At 73.4% G+C, this 19,018-nt stretch carries 17 protein-coding genes; 4 read left to right on the forward strand and 13 right to left on the reverse strand.

From position 1 onward, the window contains the following. Nucleotides 1-677: 677 nt before the first annotated feature. The 4 genes from RLT57_RS13605 to RLT57_RS13620 form a co-directional block, all read right to left on the reverse strand. Nucleotides 678-1,247 carry a DUF5994 family protein gene (locus RLT57_RS13605; protein WP_311297651.1) on the reverse strand — a complete coding sequence of 190 codons (570 nt, stop codon included), beginning with the start codon at nucleotides 1,245-1,247 and terminating at the stop codon, nucleotides 678-680. A 174-nt stretch (nucleotides 1,248-1,421) separates the two neighbouring features. Next, the gene (locus RLT57_RS13610; RefSeq protein WP_311297652.1) at nucleotides 1,422-2,894 is read right to left on the reverse strand and encodes a DEAD/DEAH box helicase; all 1,473 of its coding nucleotides are present in this window, start codon (nucleotides 2,892-2,894) and stop codon (nucleotides 1,422-1,424) included. Nucleotides 2,895-3,104: 210 nt separating this feature from the next. After that, nucleotides 3,105-3,308 carry a cold-shock protein gene (locus RLT57_RS13615; protein ID WP_311297653.1) on the reverse strand — a complete coding sequence of 68 codons (204 nt, stop codon included), beginning with the start codon at nucleotides 3,306-3,308 and terminating at the stop codon, nucleotides 3,105-3,107. Between the two features lie 456 nt (nucleotides 3,309-3,764). After that, nucleotides 3,765-4,112 carry a MerR family transcriptional regulator gene (locus RLT57_RS13620; protein ID WP_311297654.1) on the reverse strand — a complete coding sequence of 116 codons (348 nt, stop codon included), beginning with the start codon at nucleotides 4,110-4,112 and terminating at the stop codon, nucleotides 3,765-3,767. Between the two features lie 358 nt (nucleotides 4,113-4,470). Here RLT57_RS13620 and RLT57_RS13625 point away from each other — a divergent pair, with 358 nt between their 5' ends. Next, nucleotides 4,471-5,370 carry a D-alanyl-D-alanine carboxypeptidase family protein gene (locus RLT57_RS13625; protein ID WP_311297655.1) on the forward strand — a complete coding sequence of 300 codons (900 nt, stop codon included), beginning with the start codon at nucleotides 4,471-4,473 and terminating at the stop codon, nucleotides 5,368-5,370. Nucleotides 5,371-5,599: 229 nt separating this feature from the next. Here the strand turns inward: RLT57_RS13625 and RLT57_RS13630 are convergent, their stop codons facing one another. After that, nucleotides 5,600-6,592, reverse strand: coding sequence for an alpha/beta fold hydrolase (locus RLT57_RS13630; protein WP_311297656.1), 993 nt, complete (start codon nucleotides 6,590-6,592; stop codon nucleotides 5,600-5,602). Between the two features lie 419 nt (nucleotides 6,593-7,011). On the opposite strand from RLT57_RS13630, the gene RLT57_RS13635 reads away from it, so the two are divergent. Together RLT57_RS13635 and RLT57_RS13640 are read left to right on the forward strand one after the other, a co-directional pair. Then, nucleotides 7,012-8,232 carry an acetyl-CoA C-acyltransferase gene (locus RLT57_RS13635; RefSeq protein WP_311297657.1) on the forward strand — a complete coding sequence of 407 codons (1,221 nt, stop codon included), beginning with the start codon at nucleotides 7,012-7,014 and terminating at the stop codon, nucleotides 8,230-8,232. Nucleotides 8,233-8,480: 248 nt separating this feature from the next. Then, nucleotides 8,481-9,155 (forward strand): hypothetical protein, encoded by a 675-nt coding sequence (locus tag RLT57_RS13640; RefSeq protein WP_311297658.1) that lies wholly within the window; start codon nucleotides 8,481-8,483, stop codon nucleotides 9,153-9,155. Nucleotides 9,156-9,277: 122 nt separating this feature from the next. Here the strand turns inward: RLT57_RS13640 and RLT57_RS13645 are convergent, their stop codons facing one another. Further along, nucleotides 9,278-9,934 (reverse strand): DUF4331 family protein, encoded by a 657-nt coding sequence (locus RLT57_RS13645; RefSeq protein WP_311297659.1) that lies wholly within the window; start codon nucleotides 9,932-9,934, stop codon nucleotides 9,278-9,280. A 257-nt stretch (nucleotides 9,935-10,191) separates the two neighbouring features. Between RLT57_RS13645 and RLT57_RS13650 the strand changes: the two genes are divergently transcribed. Continuing rightward, entirely contained in the window at nucleotides 10,192-12,039 is a 1,848-nt protein-coding gene (locus RLT57_RS13650; RefSeq protein WP_311297660.1) for a discoidin domain-containing protein, read from the forward strand. Nucleotides 12,040-12,285: 246 nt separating this feature from the next. On the opposite strand, the gene RLT57_RS13655 is transcribed toward RLT57_RS13650, so the two are convergent. From RLT57_RS13655 to RLT57_RS13685, 7 genes are all read right to left on the reverse strand, one after another. Then, nucleotides 12,286-13,251 carry a D-2-hydroxyacid dehydrogenase family protein gene (locus tag RLT57_RS13655; RefSeq protein ID WP_311297661.1) on the reverse strand — a complete coding sequence of 322 codons (966 nt, stop codon included), beginning with the start codon at nucleotides 13,249-13,251 and terminating at the stop codon, nucleotides 12,286-12,288. Beyond that, nucleotides 13,248-14,126, reverse strand: a complete 879-nt coding sequence (locus tag RLT57_RS13660) for an alpha/beta fold hydrolase (RefSeq protein ID WP_311297662.1) — start codon at nucleotides 14,124-14,126, stop codon at nucleotides 13,248-13,250. Before RLT57_RS13660 ends, RLT57_RS13655 begins: the two co-directional genes overlap by 4 nt. After that, the gene (locus RLT57_RS13665) at nucleotides 14,123-14,515 is read right to left on the reverse strand and encodes a cupin domain-containing protein (RefSeq protein WP_311297663.1); all 393 of its coding nucleotides are present in this window, start codon (nucleotides 14,513-14,515) and stop codon (nucleotides 14,123-14,125) included. Before RLT57_RS13665 ends, RLT57_RS13660 begins: the two co-directional genes overlap by 4 nt. Before the next feature lie 37 nt (nucleotides 14,516-14,552). Further along, a complete protein-coding gene (locus RLT57_RS13670) occupies nucleotides 14,553-15,203 on the reverse strand; it encodes a carboxymuconolactone decarboxylase family protein (RefSeq protein WP_311297664.1) in 651 nt (216 codons plus the stop codon). 5 nt (nucleotides 15,204-15,208) lie between these two features. Continuing rightward, on the reverse strand, nucleotides 15,209-16,078 hold the full coding sequence (locus RLT57_RS13675; RefSeq protein WP_311297665.1) for an SDR family NAD(P)-dependent oxidoreductase: 870 nt from the start codon (nucleotides 16,076-16,078) through the stop codon (nucleotides 15,209-15,211). A 120-nt stretch (nucleotides 16,079-16,198) separates the two neighbouring features. Further along, nucleotides 16,199-17,929, reverse strand: a complete 1,731-nt coding sequence (locus RLT57_RS13680; RefSeq protein ID WP_311297666.1) for a thiamine pyrophosphate-binding protein — start codon at nucleotides 17,927-17,929, stop codon at nucleotides 16,199-16,201. A gap of 51 nt (nucleotides 17,930-17,980) precedes the next feature. Beyond that, nucleotides 17,981-19,018 (reverse strand): NAD(P)-dependent oxidoreductase, encoded by a 1,038-nt coding sequence (locus RLT57_RS13685; protein ID WP_311297667.1) that lies wholly within the window; start codon nucleotides 19,016-19,018, stop codon nucleotides 17,981-17,983.

The following is a 19,018-nucleotide window of genomic DNA, read 5'->3' on the forward strand; positions in this document are numbered from 1 at the left end:
GGAGGCGGGCACCGCAGCGGGGTCGGCCGATAAAGCCGATAAAAACGCCACGATTTCGGCCGTGTGAGCGGGGCGTTCACCCAGCGTCCGGATCCGTGTACTGACAGTCCTTTCGCCAGCCGGTCACGATTTCCCCGCCGACGGGTGTCCGGAAGGGGCGGCGCCGCGGCGAAAGCACGGTGACGAGGTCGGGGCCCGGCGGTAGTACGCCACACCATCTTCCCTGGGGCGGTCCCGAGGTGGAATCCCGCATGCGTCGCCGGCTGGCGGCGCTCACGTCGGGCGGCACGCTCGCCGCGGCACTGCTCACCGCGACGGCGCCGGGCGCCCACGCGATGTCCGTCGGCGCCACGGGCGGCCGGATCGCCCTGTACGGCGGCTCCGGCGTCGAGACGATCGGCCCGGACGGCTCCGCGGCCTGCGCGACGTCCCCGGCGTCCCCGACGGCGGCCTCACCCCCGACGGGGAGCCCGACGGCAGCCGGGTGGTGGCCGGCACCCGTCCGTCCGCAAGGCCGCCGCGCCCGCGTCCACCCCGCCCGCGCCGGGCAGGTCCCCGCTGTCGGCCCGCGTCCCGGGCCGCCCCACCGGCGCCGCGCCGCTCAGCAGCACCCGCCAGGCCGGGTCCGCCCGGTAGCGCGCGCCGCCCGGCCGGTCCGCCGGGGGCGCGGGGCGGGCTCATCCGGAGTCCGGTGCCGCCCCGTCCGCCGCCCGGTCCGGCCGGGCGCCCGCGTCGTGGGCGGGGCGGTCCGCGGTCCGCGCGGCGGGCGCGTCCGCACGGTCCGCCGCCTCCGCCACCAGCTCGCTCGCGGTGGACCGCCGCAGCGGATCGGCCGCGGCGGCCATCAGCCAGGCGGCGGCGTCCGGCGGGGTCCGCGGCGGGACCACCAGCAGGTCCCAGCGGCCCACCTGGAAGGAGAGCAGCATCAGCTGGTGCCGGTCCTGCTCCTCCAAAAACCAGCCGACGTGCAGCACATGGCCGTTCAGCCGGATCTTGTGCGGGATCTCCGGCCAGTACGTCGGGTTGACGGCGACCCGGGTGATCCGGCCCCACCGCTCGTCCAGCTCCGGTACCAGCGAACGCAGTTCGCCGGTCAGATCGCGGGAGTACGGCCACCACGCGCCGTCCAGCCGGGCCGGCACATGCCCGGCGGGCGCGAAGGACAGGCGGGGCGCCCGCACACCGTCCACCGGACGCCGGTCGTCGGGCCGCGGGTCCCGCGGCTGGAGAAGAACGGTCGCCGTCATGAGCGGACCTCACCCCGGGCGGATACGAACCGGCCCCGGTGTCGTCGATCGCCGGGAACGGCCCGGCGTGAGAGCCGGCGCGCGAAATACCCTCGGCCGCCCCACTCTACTCCGCGGCGGCCACCGCCGGGCGGTTCCGGAACCCCGCGGTCCCGGAACCGCCCGGCGGGCCGGCTACGCGCGGGGCGCGGCGTAGGCGCGGCGCGGCTGGGCGGGGCGGTTGCGGCGCCTGCGGGCCTGGCCGGCGGCACGCTCGGAGCGCTCTGCCACCGGGGCGGTGACGGTGACCGGGATACCGGAGGGCGCCTGCGCGCCGGTGATCCGGCTCAGCCCGGCCTCGCCGGACCGTACCGCGGTGACCTGGGGGGTAATGCCGGCGTCGGCCATCAGGCGCACCATGTCGCGCTGCTGGTGCGGCAGCACCAGGGTGACGACGCTGCCGGACTCGCCCGCGCGGGCCGTGCGTCCGCCGCGGTGCAGGTAGTCCTTGTGGTCGCTCGGCGGGTCGATGTTGACCACCAGGTCCAGGTCGTCGACGTGGATGCCGCGGGCCGCCACGTTCGTGGCCACCAGCACCGTGACGTGCCCGGTCTTGAACTGCGCCAGGGTCCGGGTACGCTGCGGCTGGGACTTGCCGCCGTGCAGCGCGGCGGCCCGTACCCCGCTGTTCAGCAGGTCCTTGGTCAGCCGGTCCACCGCGTGCTTGGTGTCCAGGAACATCAGCACCCGGCCGTCGCGGGCGGCGATCTCGGTGGTCGTGGCGTGCTTGTCGGCGCCGTGCACATGCAGGACGTGGTGCTGCATCGTGGTGACCGAGCCGGCCGCCGGGTCGACCGAGTGCACCACCGGGTCGTGCAGGTAGCGGCGTACCAGCAGGTCGACGTTGCGGTCCAGGGTGGCCGAGAACAGCATCCGCTGGCCGTGCGGGCGCACCTGGTCGAGCAGCTCGGTGACCTGCGGCATGAAGCCCATGTCGGCCATCTGGTCGGCCTCGTCCAGGACGGTGATGTCGACCTGGTCCAGCCGGCAGTCGCCGCGCTCGATGAGGTCCTTGAGCCGGCCGGGGGTGGCGACGACGATCTCGACGCCGCCGCGCAGCGCGCCGGCCTGCCGTCCGATCGACATACCGCCGACCACGGTGGTCAGCCGCAGCCGCAGCGTACGGGCGTACGGGGTGAGCGCGTCGGTGACCTGCTGGGCGAGCTCCCGGGTCGGGACCAGGACCATGCCGAGCGGCTGGCGCGGTTCGGCCCGGCGACCGGCGGTGCGGGCCAGCAGCGCCAGGCCGAAGGCGAGGGTCTTGCCGGAGCCGGTCCGGCCGCGGCCGAGCACGTCGCGGCCCGCCAGCGAGTTCGGCAGGGTGGCGCCCTGGATCGGGAACGGCTCGTTCACGCCCAGGCTGGTGAGCATCCTGAGCAGCTCGACCGGCATGTCCAGGTCGGCGAAGGCGGTCACCGGGGGCAGCGCCGGGGTGATGGTCACCGGAAGGGCGAACTCACCCTGCCGGGCGGCGGGGCGCCGGGCGTGGCCGCCACCGGTGCGGGTGCCGCCGCCGGAGCGGCCGCCGGCGGCGGAGCGCGCGGGAGCGCCGGTCCGGTCGTTCCGGCCACGGGAGAAACGGTCGTTGCTGCGAGCTGTGCGGTTCATGCTGAACCCTCCTCGATGCGGCACGTATCGAGGAATTCCCGGCGCCCGGGTGAACAGCGCAAGGAATCGCAGGAACGAGCCGGGGAAAAAGCCTGGACAGGGCGGGTCCCGCGACGACGGGAAATCCCCGGGGCCTCGCGCCCTGCGTACAACACGTAACTGGGTCCGCACCCGAGGGTACGGACCCAGTTACGCTGGAGCGCCTTGGCGTCAGGCAGGAACGATGTTCTCCGCCTGCGGGCCCTTCTGGCCCTGCGTGACGTCGAAGGACACCTTCTGGCCCTCCTGCAGCTCACGGAAGCCGGAGGCCGAGATGTTCGAGTAGTGGGCGAAGACGTCGGCGCCGCCGCCGTCCTGCTCGATGAAGCCGAAGCCCTTTTCCGCGTTGAACCACTTCACGGTGCCAGTAGCCATGTCATATCTCCTTCGGGGCAGTACCGAGGGCGCACACTGTGTGAGCCCCGCGTCGCCGCGATGATTACCCCGTCCGGAAAGCACCGGAAATACAGAAGTGCGCCCGCCGGCAGACAATCCGGGGGGAGCACTTGAAGTCTTTGGGAACCACAACTGCAACTGGTCACAACCGTAGCACGAAGCAACCGGCCGGGCGCGGCAAGTGATTTCACTCCGCCCGTCGGACCATAAACCCTCACCGCACATCACGATAATTTCTGCGGCGGCGGCGACAGGTATTCGACGGGGCCGGGCGGACCGGCGCCGGGCTGGTTCGGGGCCGGTCCGGGGCCGGTCCGAGGGCGGGGTGAGGGCGGGGTGAGGGCGGGGTGAGGGCGGTCCGGGGCCGGGGTGGCACCGGGCCGGGGGCGGAGCGGGCACCTGGCGGATGGAGCGGCGGGCCTGGGGCGGCGGCGGTCAGGAGCTGGCGTGCTCGTCCGCGTCGCCGCGCTGGCGCCGCATCTCGTCGTTGAGCCGCCGGGCCTCCTCCAGCTGGTCCTCCAGGATGACGATGCGGCACGCCGCGTCGATCGGGGTGCCGGCGTCGACCAGTTCGCGGGCGCGGGCGGCGATGCGCAGCTGGTAGCGGGAGTAGCGGCGGTGGCCGCCGTCGGACCGCAGCGGGGTGATCAGCCGCGCCTCACCGATGGCCCGCAGGAAGCCCGGGGTGGCGCCGATCATCTCGGCGGCCCGGCCCATCGTGTAGGCGGGAAAGTCGTCGTCGTCCAGCCGGTCGGTGGGATGCGACGGGGTTTCTGGGGACACCTGGACCTCTTGTCGGACGCGTGGAAGGGCCCCGGCACCGTCCGGCACCGGGGCCCCGAGGGGTTTCGACACCATCGGCCGACCCTGATGGCGCCTACTCCTCCACCCTTCGTATTCAGCTTGTTCACATACACCAGGAACCATACCCACCCCACCACACGATGTCTATCGCGGCCACGGTAGATTTCCGGCACCCCGGCCGGGGTGCCGTGCGCGCCCCGGCCCGGAAAATTTCAGCCGATCCGGCGAAACGCCGGAGAAAAACGTCCGTCGCGCGCACCCATTCGGGCCGCGCGGCGTCTCACCAGTGAGCGGCGCTCGCCCGTGCCGCCCGTCGAGGCTTTTGGGAGCAGACAACGTGAGAACCGACATCAGAAGCGGCCGGAGCGCCCGCCGGGCGTCCGCCGTCGTGATCACCGCCGGAGCGGTGCTGACGGCCGGCGCGGTCGCCGCTCCGGCGCAGGCCGCCGCGCCCAAGGCACCGGCCGTCATCGCCAAGGGCGGCTATGTGATGAACAACGGCTCCGGGCTGTCGCTCTTCACGAAGGCCGCCGACACCCGGCGGTCCACCGGCTCCACCACCAAGATCATGACCGCCCGGGTGGTGCTGGCGAACAAGAAGCTGAACCTGGACGCCAAGGTCACCGTCCAGAAGGCGTACAGCGACTACATCGTCGCCAAGAACGCGTCCTCGGCGCACCTGATCGTCGGCGACAAGCCGACCGTCCGCCAGCTGCTGTACGGCCTGATGCTCCCCTCGGGCTGCGACGCGGCGTACGCGCTGGCCGACAAGTTCGGCACCGGCGGCACCCGGGCCGCCCGGGTGAAGTCCTTCATCGCCACCATGAACTCCACCGCCAGGAGCCTCGGCCTGAAGAACACCCACTTCGACTCGTTCGACGGGATAGGGAACGGCTCGAACTACTCGACCCCCCGCGACCTGACCAGGCTCGCGAGCAACGCGATGAAGTTCTCCGCCTTCCGCGCGGTGGTCCGGACCAAGTCCACCAAGCAGAAGGTGACCACCAGGACCGGCGGCTACCGCTTCATGTCCTGGACCAACACCAACCTGCTGCTCGGCAGCTACTCGGGCACCATCGGCATCAAGACCGGCTCGGGCCCGCAGGCCGGCTACTGCCTGGTCTTCGCCGCGACCCGCGGCGGCAAGACCGTCATCGGCGCCGTGCTGGCCGCCACCTCGGAGTCCACCCGTACGGCGGACGCGAGGAAACTCATGGACTACGCCTTCAAGAAGTAGCCCCGGCCGTTCCGCCGCACCGGACCCGGCAGCCCGCCCGTCCGCCGCCGCAGCCGCCGGCCCCACCCGGGCCGGCGGCGCCGGGTCGGGAGCGGCGGGAAGCGGCGGGAGGTCCAGGGCCGGCCGGCTCCCTCCCGGGCCCGCCCGGGAGGTCGGCGGGCGCGCGGGCCGCTCCCTTCCCGCCCCTCCCGCGGCTCCCCGCCCGGCTCCGGGCGCCCGCGGCGGCGCGTCACCGGACCGGGTCGGCCGCGGGCCGGCGGATCCGCTCGACGCCGCGGCAGTACGGCAGACCGGTCAGCGGTTCCGCGGCGAAGAAGCGGGTGACCAGGTCGGCGAGTTCGACGGTGCGCTCCAGGAACAGCATGTGGTCGGCGTCGGCGACCTCCGCGAACCAGCTCTCCCGGCAGGCCGCGGCCATCTCGCGGCACAGGTCCGGGGTGGTGAAGGTGTCGTACTCGCCGGTGGCCACCAGCACCGGGGCGGCCGGCGGGCAGGAGGTGTCGATCATTTCGTGGCTGAGCAGCCGCCGGGTGTTGGCGTAGGTCTGCTCGGCCTCCGCCTCGGGCAGCCGGGCCAGCCGGCGCAGCAGGAAGCGCCGCACCTTGGCCCCGCCGGCGATCGAGCCGAGGCGGTCGCGGTTCATCAGGATGTCGACGGCGGCCTCCGCGTACTCCGCCATCCGCCGCTCGGCCAGCAGGTCCATGGTCCGGCGCATGGCGGCGCGGGCGTGCTCCGGGATCGACGTCATGGTGCCGATCAGTGCCATCCGGACCACGCACCCGGGGTGGCGCTGCGCGATCCGGTAGGCGATGGCGGTGCCGTACGAGCCGCCGAGCACGTTGACCTCCGTGATGCCGTGCTCGGCCAGCATGTGGTGGACGGCGTCGGCGAGCAGGGTCACGCCGTGGTGGTCCGGCAGCAGGTCACCGGCGCCCCAGCCAGGCGGGTCGACGGTGAGGACGTCCATGTGGGCGAGGAACTCCCGCTCGAACCGGCCCCAGGTCTCCTTGCGCTGGAACGCGCCGCCGATCAGCAGCAGCGGCGCCAGCCGCGGGGCGGCGGTGCGCACCAGCCGCGACTCGCAGTGGTAGCCCTGCCAGGAGTGGACGCGCACCAGCGGCGTACACGGGGCGGACGGCGGGCCGGCGGGCGCCCCGGGAGCCCGGCCGAGCGGTGGTACGGACGGCAGGACGGCGGGCGGGACGGAGGCGGGCGGCGTCATGCTCCTCTTTCCTGTGCGGCTTGCGGTACGGCTTTCCGGTACGGCTTCCGGTACCGCCTTGCCGCGCGATCCGGCCGCGCGGCCCGGCCGCCCCGCGCGGGCCTCGCCGCGCGGCGGCACGGTGGCCGGCGCCGACCGACCGCGCTGCCGCGGACGGGGGGCGCCGATACCCAGGGCGATGCCCGTTGGTCAACGTCCCGGCCGGGCCGTTGGATGCGCGCGTTGGGCAGCTTCACTCATTCGCGACATGTCCGAACAATAGTGACCCGGTGGTCGCTTGATCGTTTGACCCTGCGCCGCACGCCGCACGCCGCACGCCGCACGCCGCACGCCGCACGCCGCACGCCGCACGCCGCACGCCGCACGCCCACGCCCACGCCCACGCCCACGCCCACGCCCACGCCCGGAAAGGATCCGCCGTGCCCGACGCCGTGATCGTCGCCGCCGTCCGTACCCCGATCGGCCGCGCCCACCAGGGTTGCCTCACCGCCGTCCGGGCCGACGACCTCCTCGCCCGTACCGTCGCCGAGGCCGTCGCGCGCGTCCGCGGGCTCGACCCCGCCGCGGTGGACGACCTGGTCGTCGGCTGCGCGCTGCCCGGCGGCGAGCAGGGCTTCGGCATCGCCCGGATCACCGCGGTCCTGCTCGGCTGGGACCGGGTCCCCGGGGTAACCGTGGACCGCGGCTGCGCCTCGTCCCTGCACGCGGTGCGGACCGCCGCCCAGGCGGTGCGCGGCGGCGACGCCGAGGTCGTGGTGGCGGCCGGCGTCGAGTCCGCCTCCCGGCTGCCGCACGGCGACCGCGACCCGTGGCCGGGCGCCGCGAACGGGGTGTTCGACACGGCCCGGCGCCGTACCGCCGTACGCTCCGGGCCCGGCGCCGCCCGCTGGACCGACCCGCGCGCCGGTCTCGCGCCACCCGACCCGTACCTCCCGGCCGGCCTCGCCGCCGAGAACACCGCGGACGTCCACGGCATCTCCCGCGCCGACATGGACGCGTACGCCGCCCGCTCCCACCGGCTGGCCCGGCAGGCCCTCGCACAGGGCTTCCACCTGGGCGACATCATCCCCGTCAAGGGACCGGACGGCGCCACCGCCGGTTACGACGACGGGCCGGGCGCCGGGGTGAGCGCGGCCGGCCTGGCCCTGCTGCCGCCGCTGTTCCGCCCGGACGGCCGGGTCACCGCGGGCAACAGCGCGCCGCCGGCCGACGGCGCGGCGGCGGTGGTGGTCATGTCCGAGCCGTACGCCTGGGCCCACGGCCACGTCCCACTCGCCCGTATCCTGGCCACCGGCGTCGCGGCGGCCACCCCGGAGACCGCGGGCCCGGCGCCCGCCGCGGCGACCCGTACCGCGCTGGAGCGGGCCGGACTGTCCCTGGCCGGCATCGACACGATTGCCGTCAACGAGCCCTTCGCCGCCCAGGTCCTCGCCTACTGCGCCGAGTTGGACCTGGCCGTGGACCGGGTGAACCCGCACGGCGGCTCGATCGCCCTCGGCGAACCGCACGGCGCCACCGGGGCCCGGCTGACCACCGGCGCGCTGACCGCCCTTCGGCACGAGGACCTGTCCACCGCGCTGGTCGGCGTGATCGCGGCGGGCGGCCAGGGCATGGCGATGGTCCTCGAACGGACGTCGTAGCGTAGCCGGCCGGGACGACCGTACGGGCCGGACACGAGCCGAACCGACAGGCCGGGCAGGCGGCCGGAGCCGCGAGCGGGCCGGCGGCGCGTCACCGGATCGGCGGAAATAGGCGGAGCCGACGGAACATCTCCGGATCGGCGCATGTCCGGCCTGCCGGAAAGAGGCAGAGACTGGAAGCGTGTCCACCGGCCGGACCCGGGCTTCCGGGCGGCCGGCCCCCGTACCACCCCACGAAAGGCGCTCTGATGGCTGCTGAACCCGGTCCGGTCATCCTGACCAAGTCCTCGCCCACGGTCTCCCTCGACAAGCACGGCGTGACGTCCGGTCTGATCAGGGTCAACCTGAACTGGACCTCGCCGCGGGCGGCGGCCCTGGAGCAGGCCCGGCAGGCCCGCGGGCTGCTGGGCAAAGTGCGGGCGTCGCTGCAGACGGCCGCGGTCAGGGACGCCGACCTGGACCTCGGCTGCATGATCGGCTTCGCCGACGGCGACACGGCGGTGGTGCAGGCCCTGGGCAACGCCTTCGGCGCCCTGGACCGGCCGCCGTACGTCCACCTGGACGGGGACGACCGCACCGGTGGCGCGGCCGCCGGGGAGAACCTCACGATCAGCCTGAACCAGCAGGAGAAGTTCGCGAAGCTGCTGCTTTTCGTCTACATCTACGAGGGCTCGGGCGACTTCCGCGGCCTGGAGGCGAAGGTCACGCTCACCTCCGACAAGGGCGACCGCTTCGAGGTCCACCTCGACGACTCCCCGCCGCAGGCCAACGCGTGCGCCATCGCCCTGATCACCCGCGAGAAGGGCGAGTTGGTGATCGAACGCGAGGTCCGCTGGTTCACCCCGCAGCGGGGCGCCGGGATCCAGCAGGTGATCTCCAAGACGTACGAGTTCCCCATCGAGTGGACCCCGGGCCGGAAGTAGCGGCCTGGGGCGGCCTCGGTACGGGGGCCTGGGGCGGCGGCCTCGGTACGGGGGCCTGGGGCGGCGGCCTCGGTACGGGGGGGGCGACCGCCTCGGTACGGGGGGGGCGACCGCCTCGGGACTCAGGGCGTCGGCGGCACGTACGGGAAGACGTCCGACGGCTTGGCGACGACCGCGTCCTTGGTGAGCGCCAGCGTGACCGGGGTGTTGGCGGCGAAGGAGAACACGACGTCCGGCGCGTTGTCCGTCATGGTCCGCCCGTTCCACCCGGCGAAGCCGAAGGAGGCGGCCGTACCCAGCGTGTACGGCGGGAGGTTGGGCAGGAACGCCGCGACCACCATCCGCGCGTAGGCGTCGGGGTGCGCGGAGGTGCCGTACGCGCGCACCACGGACGCGACCGGCTCCGTGAGCGCGGCCCCGTACAACTCCACGTCCCGGGAGGGGTGGTTGGCGTTGAGCCGGTCGCCGAGGTCCTCGTCGTACTGCGCGAACAGCGGATGGATCACCGGCAGCCCGGCCCGGTTGATCGGCCGCCAGCCGCCGGCGTCGGTGGCCAGGGACGCCAGCGACCACACCCCGGTCCGCCGGTCGGCCCCGGCGACCGGCAGCAGCTCCGCGTCGGGCAGTTCCAGGACGGTGGAGTGCACGGTCTGCCCGGCGAAGAAGTTCGTCGCCTTCTCCGGTTGCCAGCCGCCCAGGTCGATCCGGCCGCCGTCCTGGAACGCGTGCCCGACCGCGTGCAGCACGTCGGGCTCGATCCAGAACGGATCGCCCGCCACCCCGGACCGGCACACCCCGCCGGCCGCCCCCCGGCACCCCCAATGCCGCACACAAACCCACACCCCCGCGCACCCCGAGTGCGCGTACCACACCCACAACACAGCCCGGATCCCGCGATGTTCCGTAAACGTTGCCGGTTCTCTTGACAGCGCTCGGAGCCTGGGAACACTCTCCTGAGAGCGCTCTCATCTCCAGCGCGCACCGCATCTCGGCCGGAGGCGGACGCGCTGCCCCCCACAGCGGAGAAGGAGTAGGCATGTCGATCAGAGGCAAGCGGCTGCACTGGTTGCGCCGCAAGCCGGACAAGCGGTTCACCGTCGGGCTGGTGGCGGTCGCCGCCGTCGCGGTCGCCTTGGCCGGTACGCCTGCCGCCACCGCGTCCACGGCGGCTCCCAAGGCGGCGAGCGCCAAGGCCGCCGCCGCGCCGAAGGCCCAACCCGCCGCCGTACAGCCGAACGCCGTGCCCGCGGCGCCGGCCGGCTTCACCACGACCTGGAGCGACGACTTCAACGGCGCCGCCAACACCGGCCTGAACACCGACACCTGGCGCTACGACGCCGGTGCGGGCTGGACGTTCGGCACCGGTGAGATCGAGACGATGACCGACAGCACCGCCAACGTCTACCAGGACGGCAACGGCCACCTGGTGCTGAAGGCGCTGCACACCGGCACCGACCCGGCCGCCAACTGGACCTCGGGCCGCGTCGAGACACAGGCCGACGGCTTCGGCGCGCAGCCCGGTGGCGTGGTACGGATGCAGGCGTCCATCCAGCAGCCGAACGTCACCACGGCCAACGGCGCCGGTTACTGGCCGGCGTTCTGGATGCTCGGCTCCCCGCTGCGGGTCGGCGTGCCGTGGCCGGGCTCCGGCGAGGTGGACATCCTTGAGGACATCAACGGCCGCAGCTCGGTGTTCGGCACGCTGCACTGCGGTGTCGGCAGCGGCGGTCCCTGCAACGAGACCAGCGGTGTCGGCAGCGGCGAGCGCGCGTGCGCCGGCTGCCAGACCGGCTACCACACCTACGCGGTGGAGCTCGACCGTTCGACCTCTCCCGAGCAGATCCGCTGGTACCTCGACGGCGCCAACTACTTCACCCTGAGCTCGAACCAGGTGGACGCCGCCGCGTGGGCCAACGCGGTCGACCACAGCTTCTACATCATCTTCGACCTGGCGATCGGCGGCGGCTTCCCGGCCGCGTTCGGCGGCGGCCCCAACGCCGCGACCGTTTCCGGTGGTTCGCTGAACGTCGACTACGTGGCCGTCTACAACAAGGCCGCGCCCGGCACCACCGGCACCAACATCGCCAAGGGCAAGCCGACCACCGCGTCCTCCTCGGAGAGCGCCACCTTCCCGGCGTCCAACGCGACCGACGGCGACGTCACCACCCGCTGGTCGAGCGGCTTCTCCGACCCGCAGTGGCTCCAGGTCGACCTGGGCCAGAACTACACCATCAACCACGCCACGGTGATCTGGGAGGCGGCGGCCGCATCCGCCTACCAGCTACAGACGTCCACCAACGGCACGACGTGGACCACCGTCTACACCAACAACAACAGTCCAGCGGACATCCAGGACACGGCACTGAACGCCACCGCCCGCTACGTCCGCGTGTACGCCACCGCCAGAGCCTCCCAGTACGGTGACTCGCTCTACGAACTCGCCCTCTACGGAAGCCCGACGTCCGGCGGCGGCGACCCGGGCAACCCGGGCGGTCCCACCACCCTGCTCTCGCAGGGCAAGACGGCCACCGCGTCCTCCTCGGAGAACGCCAGCTTCACCGCGCCCAACGCGGTGGACGGCAACACCGGCACCCGCTGGTCGAGCGCCTTCTCCGACCCGCAGTGGCTCCAGGTCGACCTGGGCGCCACCCACGCCGTCAGCCAGGTGGTGCTGAACTGGGAGGCCGCGTACGGCACGGCCTACCAGATCCAGACCTCGGCCGACGGCACCACCTGGACGACGGTCTACTCCACCACCAACGCCACCGGCGGCGTGCAGACGCTGCCGGTGACCGGATCGGGCCGGTACGTACGTTTCTACGGCACCGCCCGCTCCACCCAGTACGGCTACTCGCTCTGGGAGTTCCAGGTCTACGGCACGTGACGCGCCGCTGACCCGCCGAGTGCCCTGGTACGCCGCCCGGCGTACCAGGGCACTTCCTTTCCGGCGGGCGCCGGGCCGCCGCGGGTCCGGGGGCTCCGCGTCGGGAGCCGGTCAGGCGGGGCCCGGCCGGGCCGGTGGGGCCGGCCGCACCGCACGGTACGCGGCCCGGGGCGCCAGGACGCGGCCAACGCGGGCGGATCCGCGCCGCTTTCGCTCCGGCAAGTCGGACGGGTGGCCCGCCGGGGGTCAGGCCAGCGGGCGCAGCGGGCGGCTGGGGTCGGCCAGGAACGCGGCGATGTCCGCCACCGCGTCACCGTAGAAGACGCGGTAGTTCTCGGCCGTGACGAAGCCCATGTGCGGAGAGAGCAAAGTCCGGGGAGCGGAGCGGAGCCAGTGGTCCTCGGGCAGCGGCTCGGTGTCGAAGACGTCGAGGGCGACGCCGGCCGGGCGGGGTGTGCCGGTGAGGGCGGCGCGCAGCGCGTCGGCGTCGATGATCCCGAAGCGGGAGGTGTTGACCAGGTACGCGTCCTCGCGCATCGCGCCGAGTTCGGCGGCGCCGACGAGGCCACGGGAGCGGTCGCCGAGCACCAGGTGGATCGTGGCGACCTTCGCGGTCGCGAACAGTTCGGCCTTGTCGACCAGCCGGGCACCGTGTTCCGCGGCGGCTTCCGCGGTCAGGCGGGGACTCCAGGCGACGACGTCCATGCCGAAGGCGGCGCCGATCGCGGCCACCCGGCCGCCGAGCCGGCCCAGGCCCACCACGCCGAGCGTCTCCCCGTACAGGTCCTGTGCGACGGCGGTCTGCCACTGGCCGGCCCGCAGCCGGGCCTCGTTGCCGGCCACGTCGCGGACCAGGCCGAGGATGAGCGCCCAGGTGAGTTCCGCGGTGCCCGACGGGCGGGACCGGGTTCCGCAGACGGTGACGCCGAGTTCCCGGGCGGAGGCCAGGTCGATGGAGGCGTTGACCATGCCCGTGGTGACGAGCAGTCGCAGCCGGGGCAGCTTCGCCAGCACCGACCGCGGGAACGGGGTGCGTTCGCGCATGGCCACGACCACCTCGAACGGGGCCAGCGCGGCGACCAGTTCACCCTCGTCGGCGATGTGCCGGCCGAAGTGGTCGACCGACGTGCCGGCCGGCAGCTCCCCGGCCCAGTCGGCCATGGCCGGCGCGACCCGCTGGTAGTCGTCGAGTACGGCGATGCGGACGGTCACGTGCGCTTCTCCTTCGCGGCGGTCTGGCGGATGAACTCCACCGACAGCTCGTTGAATCGGTCCGGATACTCGATCTGTGGGAAGTGCCCGCAGTCGTCGAAGACCTGCAGGCCGGCGTCCGGAATGGCGGCGTGGATGCCCACGGCCTCCGACACGTCGCCCATCGGGTTGTGCCGGCCCCAGAAGACCAGGGTGGGTGCGCTGATCCGGGCCATCCGCTCCGGTGTCAGCAGGTTACGCGCCCGGACATCGGGATCCTGCATGCACAGCAGGTGCGGCAGGTTCTTCTGGAACGCCGGCTGGTGGTAGATCGCGTACCGCACGTCGACCAGTTCCTCGTCCACGCTTGCCGGGTCGTGGAGCAGGTTCGCCAGCCGGTCGCGGGTGTAGCGGCGCTCCGGGCTGGTGACGGCGAGCGTGGTGGTCTCGCGGATGCGGCGCATCACGGCCGGGACCGCCCGGGTGCCGCCGGAGGCGACCAGCTGCAGGCTGCGCACCCGCTCGGGATACGCGGCGGCGAACCAGGCGGTGACCCAGCCGCCCAGCGACTCCCCGACCAGGTGCACCCGGTCCAGGCCGCGCGCGTCGAGGTAGTCCAGCAGGTGCCGTACGTAGTGCGGGACTTCGCAGTCGTGGTCGGCGGTGTCGGTGAAGCCGTGGCCGAGCATGTCGATGGCGTGGGCGGCGAGACCGGCGTCGGCGTAGGCGCGGACGTTGCCGGCCCACACCTCCAGGTGGCTGCTGGTGCCGTGCAGCAGCACGACAACCTCGCGGGCACCGCCGTCCCCAACCCGCAGCGAACGGGTGCGTACCCCGCCGGCGTCGACGAACTCCACGGCGAACGGGCCGTTGGACAGCCGGGTCCAGATGCTCATCCGACCGGCCTCGCGAAGGGCACGCCGAGCTCCGGGGCGGGGGCGTCGATCGCCAGATGGACGGTCGGGGAGTCGCCGTCGTTCCAGTTGCGGTGCGGCACGCCCTTGGGGAAGACCACCAGGCTGCCGGCGGGCGCCTGCCGGACGGCGCCGTCCACCTCGATCGTCATGGTGCCGGCCAGCACGAAGAAGACCTGCTGGACGGCATGGGTGTGCAGGCCCTCCGGTGAACCGCCGCCGGGCGGGGTGCGGATGTACTTGACGGCCACCTCGTCCGCTCCGCTGGTGCGGTCGAGCAGCTTCTGCGAGAGCCGCTCGTCGGGGCCGAGGGCGGCGAAGCGTGCGAAGTCCACCTGGCGCACATGGGCGAATCCGGGTTCGTCGGTCAATGGTCCGTTCCTTCTCTGAGAGGGGGTGGTCCGGCCGTCACGGTGCCGTGGGCGCGGCGGTCCAGGGCACGGACGCCCCGGCGGGGAGCGGGACTTCGAAGGCGTTGAGCACCATCGAGCTGAGGCAGTAGTAGCCGGTGAGCGTCACCAGTTCGACCAGCGGGCGCTCGCCGAGCAGCGCGAGGACCGCGTCGTACCGCTCCCGGTCGGCCGCTCCGGTGTGCACCAGCTGCCGGACGAAGGCGTACACGGTGCGGTCGCCGTCGTCGTCGAAGTCCGGCTCGGCGGTCCCGGCCGCGATGCCCTGGACCGCGGCCCCGGGCAGCCCGGCGTCCCGCCCGTAGACGTCGTGCCGCAGCCAGGCGAACGCCGCGTGCCAGCGGGCGGCCACCGTGAGGATCACCAGTTCCCGGTGGCTGCGGCTCAGTGCGGATTCGTACCGGAGCAGCGCACCGAGCCCGGCCACCGCCCGGCCGACCTCGGGGCTGCGCAGCAGCACGTCGAACGGCCCGGTGAGGAAGCCTTCCGGGCGTACGGCGGTGGCACCCCGCGGCCCCGCGGCCAGTTCCTCCCACATCTCCCGCTGCGCGCAGGTGAGTTCTGCCTCCCGCAGCGGTTCGAGCCGCCCCCGCACGCCGGTTCCGGTCACCGGGCCGCCGCCGTCCGGTGTCCGCGCTGACGTCGCCATCGCCGTCAGGCCACCGTCGCCGCGGCGGCCTCGGCGGCGCGCTTTTCCTCGGCGGCCTCCGCGGGGGAGGGCGCGCGGCCGATCTGCTGGCTCTGGCCGCCGTCGACCGGCAGCGAGACGCCGGTGATGAACGACGCCTCGTCCGAGGCGAGGAACACCGCGGCGTAGCCGATGTCCCACGCGGTGCCCATCTTGCGGCGCAGCGGCACCTCCTTGTCCCGCTGGGCGACGACCTCCTCGAAGCTGAGGCCGAACTTCTTCACCCGGTTCTCCACCGCCGTGGGGGTGTTGAGCAGTCCGGGCAGGATGACGTTGCACCGCACGCCGTACTCGGCGTTGCGGATCGCGACATGGTTGCTGAGCGCCACCACGGCGGCCTTGGAGGTCTTGTAGCCGACGTAGGGGTAGTTGTTGAACGCGGCTGCGGAGGAGATGTTGATGATCGAGCCCGACCCCTGCTTGCGCATGATCGGCAGCACGTGCTTGATGGTCAGCACCATGCCGCGCAGGTTGATCGCCATCACCCGGTCGAAGGCGTCGACGGTGATGTCGGTGATCGTCGCGTCACCGGCGGCGATGCTGACGCCGACGTTGTTGTGCAGGATGTCGATGGCGCCCCACAGTTCGTAGCAGGTGCGTACCGCGGCCACGACGGTGTCCTCGTCCGTGACGTCGGCCTCGAACGCCTCGGCGACGCCGCCTTCCTCGCGGATGGCGGCCACCGTCTCCTGCGCGCCGGCCTTGTTGATGTCGACGCAGAAGACCTTGGCGCCCTCCCGGGCGAACATCAGGGCGACGGCCTTGCCGTTGCCGACGGTCCGCCCCGCCAGCTGCCCCGCGCCGAAGATGATCGCGACCTTGCCTTCGAGCCTCATGTCCCGCTCCTTGATGGATGGTTGTTGTGTCGTTGCGCGATGGAAGCGGTGCCGCCGCGGGTCCCGGTGCCGCAGCCGCGGCGGACTCCGGCGGGCCGCACGGTCCGCTCGGCCCGGGGGTCACCCCATGAGCGGCGTCCGCAGATCCGTGAAGGTCTGCTCGGTGGAGACGTCGACCACCACCAGCGCGGGCCCGTCCGCCTTGAGCGCCTCCGCCATCGCCGGCGCCAGTTCGGCCGGTTCGGCGACGTGGAAGGAGGCGAGTCCGGCCGCCCGGCCGATGGCGGTGTAGTCGAATCCGTACAGGGTCGACTTGTACTCCTGCTCGCCCCGGGACCGCTGGCTGTGCTTGACCCAGCCGAGGATGCCGTTGTTGAGCACGACCACCACGACGGGCAGCCGCTCCTCGACCGTGGTGAGCAGCGCGCCCAGCGACATGCTGAACCCGCCGTCGCCGCAGACCGCGACGACCGTGCGGTCGGGGTCGGCGGTCTTGACGCCGATCGCGGCGGGAATGGCGTACCCCATGCCGCCGGCACCGGCCGGCTGGAGGTATCCGCCGCCCGCGCGGGACTCGAAGTAGCGGCACATCAGCAGCCGGTTCTCACCGGCGTCGGCGCAGATGACCACGTCGTCGGGGAGCGCCTCCCGCAGCCCCGCGACGGCCCGCTGCGGATGCAGCGGCGCCGTCTCGGCAGCGGCGTACGGGGCGTCGTCGCCGGCCGCGGTGCGGCGGGCGGCCAGGACCGACGACCGGGCCCGGACGGCGGCCTGCGGCACCGGCGCGGTGCCGAGCTCGGCGAGCAAAGCGTCCAGCGCCGCTCCGAGGTCGGCCACGATCACCTCGGAGGTCGGCATCGTCCACCCCGCGTTGAGTTCCTCGATGTCGACGTGGATGATGCGCTGCCTGGCCGGGTCGATCAGTCCGGGCGCCTCCAGCGCGGTGTCGCTCGGGCCGAGCTTGCTGCCGAGGACGAGCACGGTGTCAGCGGCGCCGAGTGTGTCGTTGGCCAGCGGGACGCCGTAGTTGCCGAACACCCCGGCGGCCTGCGGGTGCTCCTCGGGGAAGACGCCCTTGCCCGCCGAGGTCGTGACCACCGGGGCGCCGGTGGCGCGGGCCAGCCGCAGCAGCGGGCCCTCGACCCGGGCGGTCCGCACCCCGCCGCCGGCCAGCAGGACCGGTGCGGACGCGGTACGCAGCGCCTCGGCGGTGGCGGCCATGTCGGGGCGGGCGGGCCCCTGGTGGGTGAGGTAGCCGCGGCTGGAGTAGAGCCGGGGCACGGAGTCGGGGCCGACCTCGCCGACCAGCGCCGCCGAGTGGAACAGCACGGCGACCGGGCCCGGTTGTCCGGCCAGCGCGTGCTTGACCGCCAGTTGGACGCTCTGCACGGCCGCTACGGGATCGTGCGCCTCCAGCACCAGCTTGGTGATGCCCTTGAAGGCCAGCCGCGCGTCCCAGCTGCCGTACTCCCCGGTGGCGGACTGGTAGGGGGCGTGCTGGGAGAAGGGTGCTCCGTCGCTGAGGTCGCCGAGGAGCACGATCGGGGTGCCGCTGAAGAGCGCTTCGAGCGTGCCGACCACGCCCTGCCCCATCAGCCAGCTGCCCTGCGCCATCGCCACCGCCACCTTCCCGGTGTGCCGGGCGTACGCCTCGGCGGCCGAAGTGGCGTACGCCTCGTTGCGGACCAGCACCGAGCGGATGGTGTCGGTGTGCGCGGCCAGCGCACTGTGGATACGGCCGGTGTTGCCGCCCGACATGCCGAAGACGGTGTCCACTCCGGCGTCCTCCAGCGCGCGGACGATGGCCTCGGTGACGTGCACCGGTGACGGGACGAGGGGTGACGCTGGCATGGAAGAGCTCCTCACAGAGGGTTGAAGAGGGTCGGAAGTACGGCCGGGTGGTCAGGGAGTCCGGACGCCCGGCGGGGGCGCCGCCCCGAACAGCCCGTCGGCGAGCGCGGCCACCGCCGCGGCGGCGGTCTGCTCCATCACCAGGTCGCTGTAGCCGCCGTTGTGCGGGGAGAGCACGACGTTGCGCCGGGCCAGCAGCGGAGTCGGTGGCGGCGGTTCGCGCGGGAAGACGTCCAAAGCGGCGGCGGCGACCCGGCCGGAGGCCAGCGCGTCGTCAAGCGCCCGCTCGTCGACCACGTCCCCCCGCGCGGTGTTGACCAGTACCACGCCGGGCCTCATCAGCCCGAACTCCCGTGCCCCGAGCAGGTGCCGGGTCGCGTCGGTGAGCGGCACATGCAGGCTGACGAAGTCGGACGCGGCCAGGAGCTCGTCCAGCGGTACGGTCCGCACGCCCGGTTCGTCCACCGCGGCGGCGCTGCGGCGGTGCACCAGGACCCGCATGCCGAACCCGTGCGCCTTGGGCACCATCAGCGAGCCGATGTCGCCGTACCCGATCAGGCCGAGGGTGCGTCCGCCCAGGTGGGAGCCGGAGAACCGGGTCCACTCCCCCGCCCGCACCGACGCGTCCGCCTCCGGGATCCGCCGGGCGGCGGCCAACAGCAGCCCGAAGGCGTACTCGGCCACGGCGGCGGCGTTGCGGCCGGCCAGGGAGTCGACCCGCACGCCGAACTCCCCGGCCGCCGCGGTGTCGACGTTGTCGAGCCCGGTGCCGATGCGCAGCACGTACCGGAGCTTCGGCGCCGTCTCGAACAGCCGGCGGTCCACCGGCTGGAGCCCGACCACCAGACCGTCGATATCGCGCAACACCGCCTCCCAGCGGTCGCGGTCGCCGCCCAGCGCGTCGTAGCCGGGCAGGTCGAGCGCGATCTCGACGCCGAGTTCGCGCAACCGCCGCATCGCCGTCGCGCTGCCGCCGACGATCCGCGACAGCAGGGCGATCCGCACCGGCCGTTCGCCGGCCGCGCCGCGTCCGGCCGCCCGTCCGACGGCTTGTCCGACGGCTTCCCGGGAGCTAGTGGAATGGGTCAT

The organism is Streptomyces sp. ITFR-21, from assembly GCF_031844685.1.
GTDB lineage: Bacteria > Actinomycetota > Actinomycetes > Streptomycetales > Streptomycetaceae > Actinacidiphila.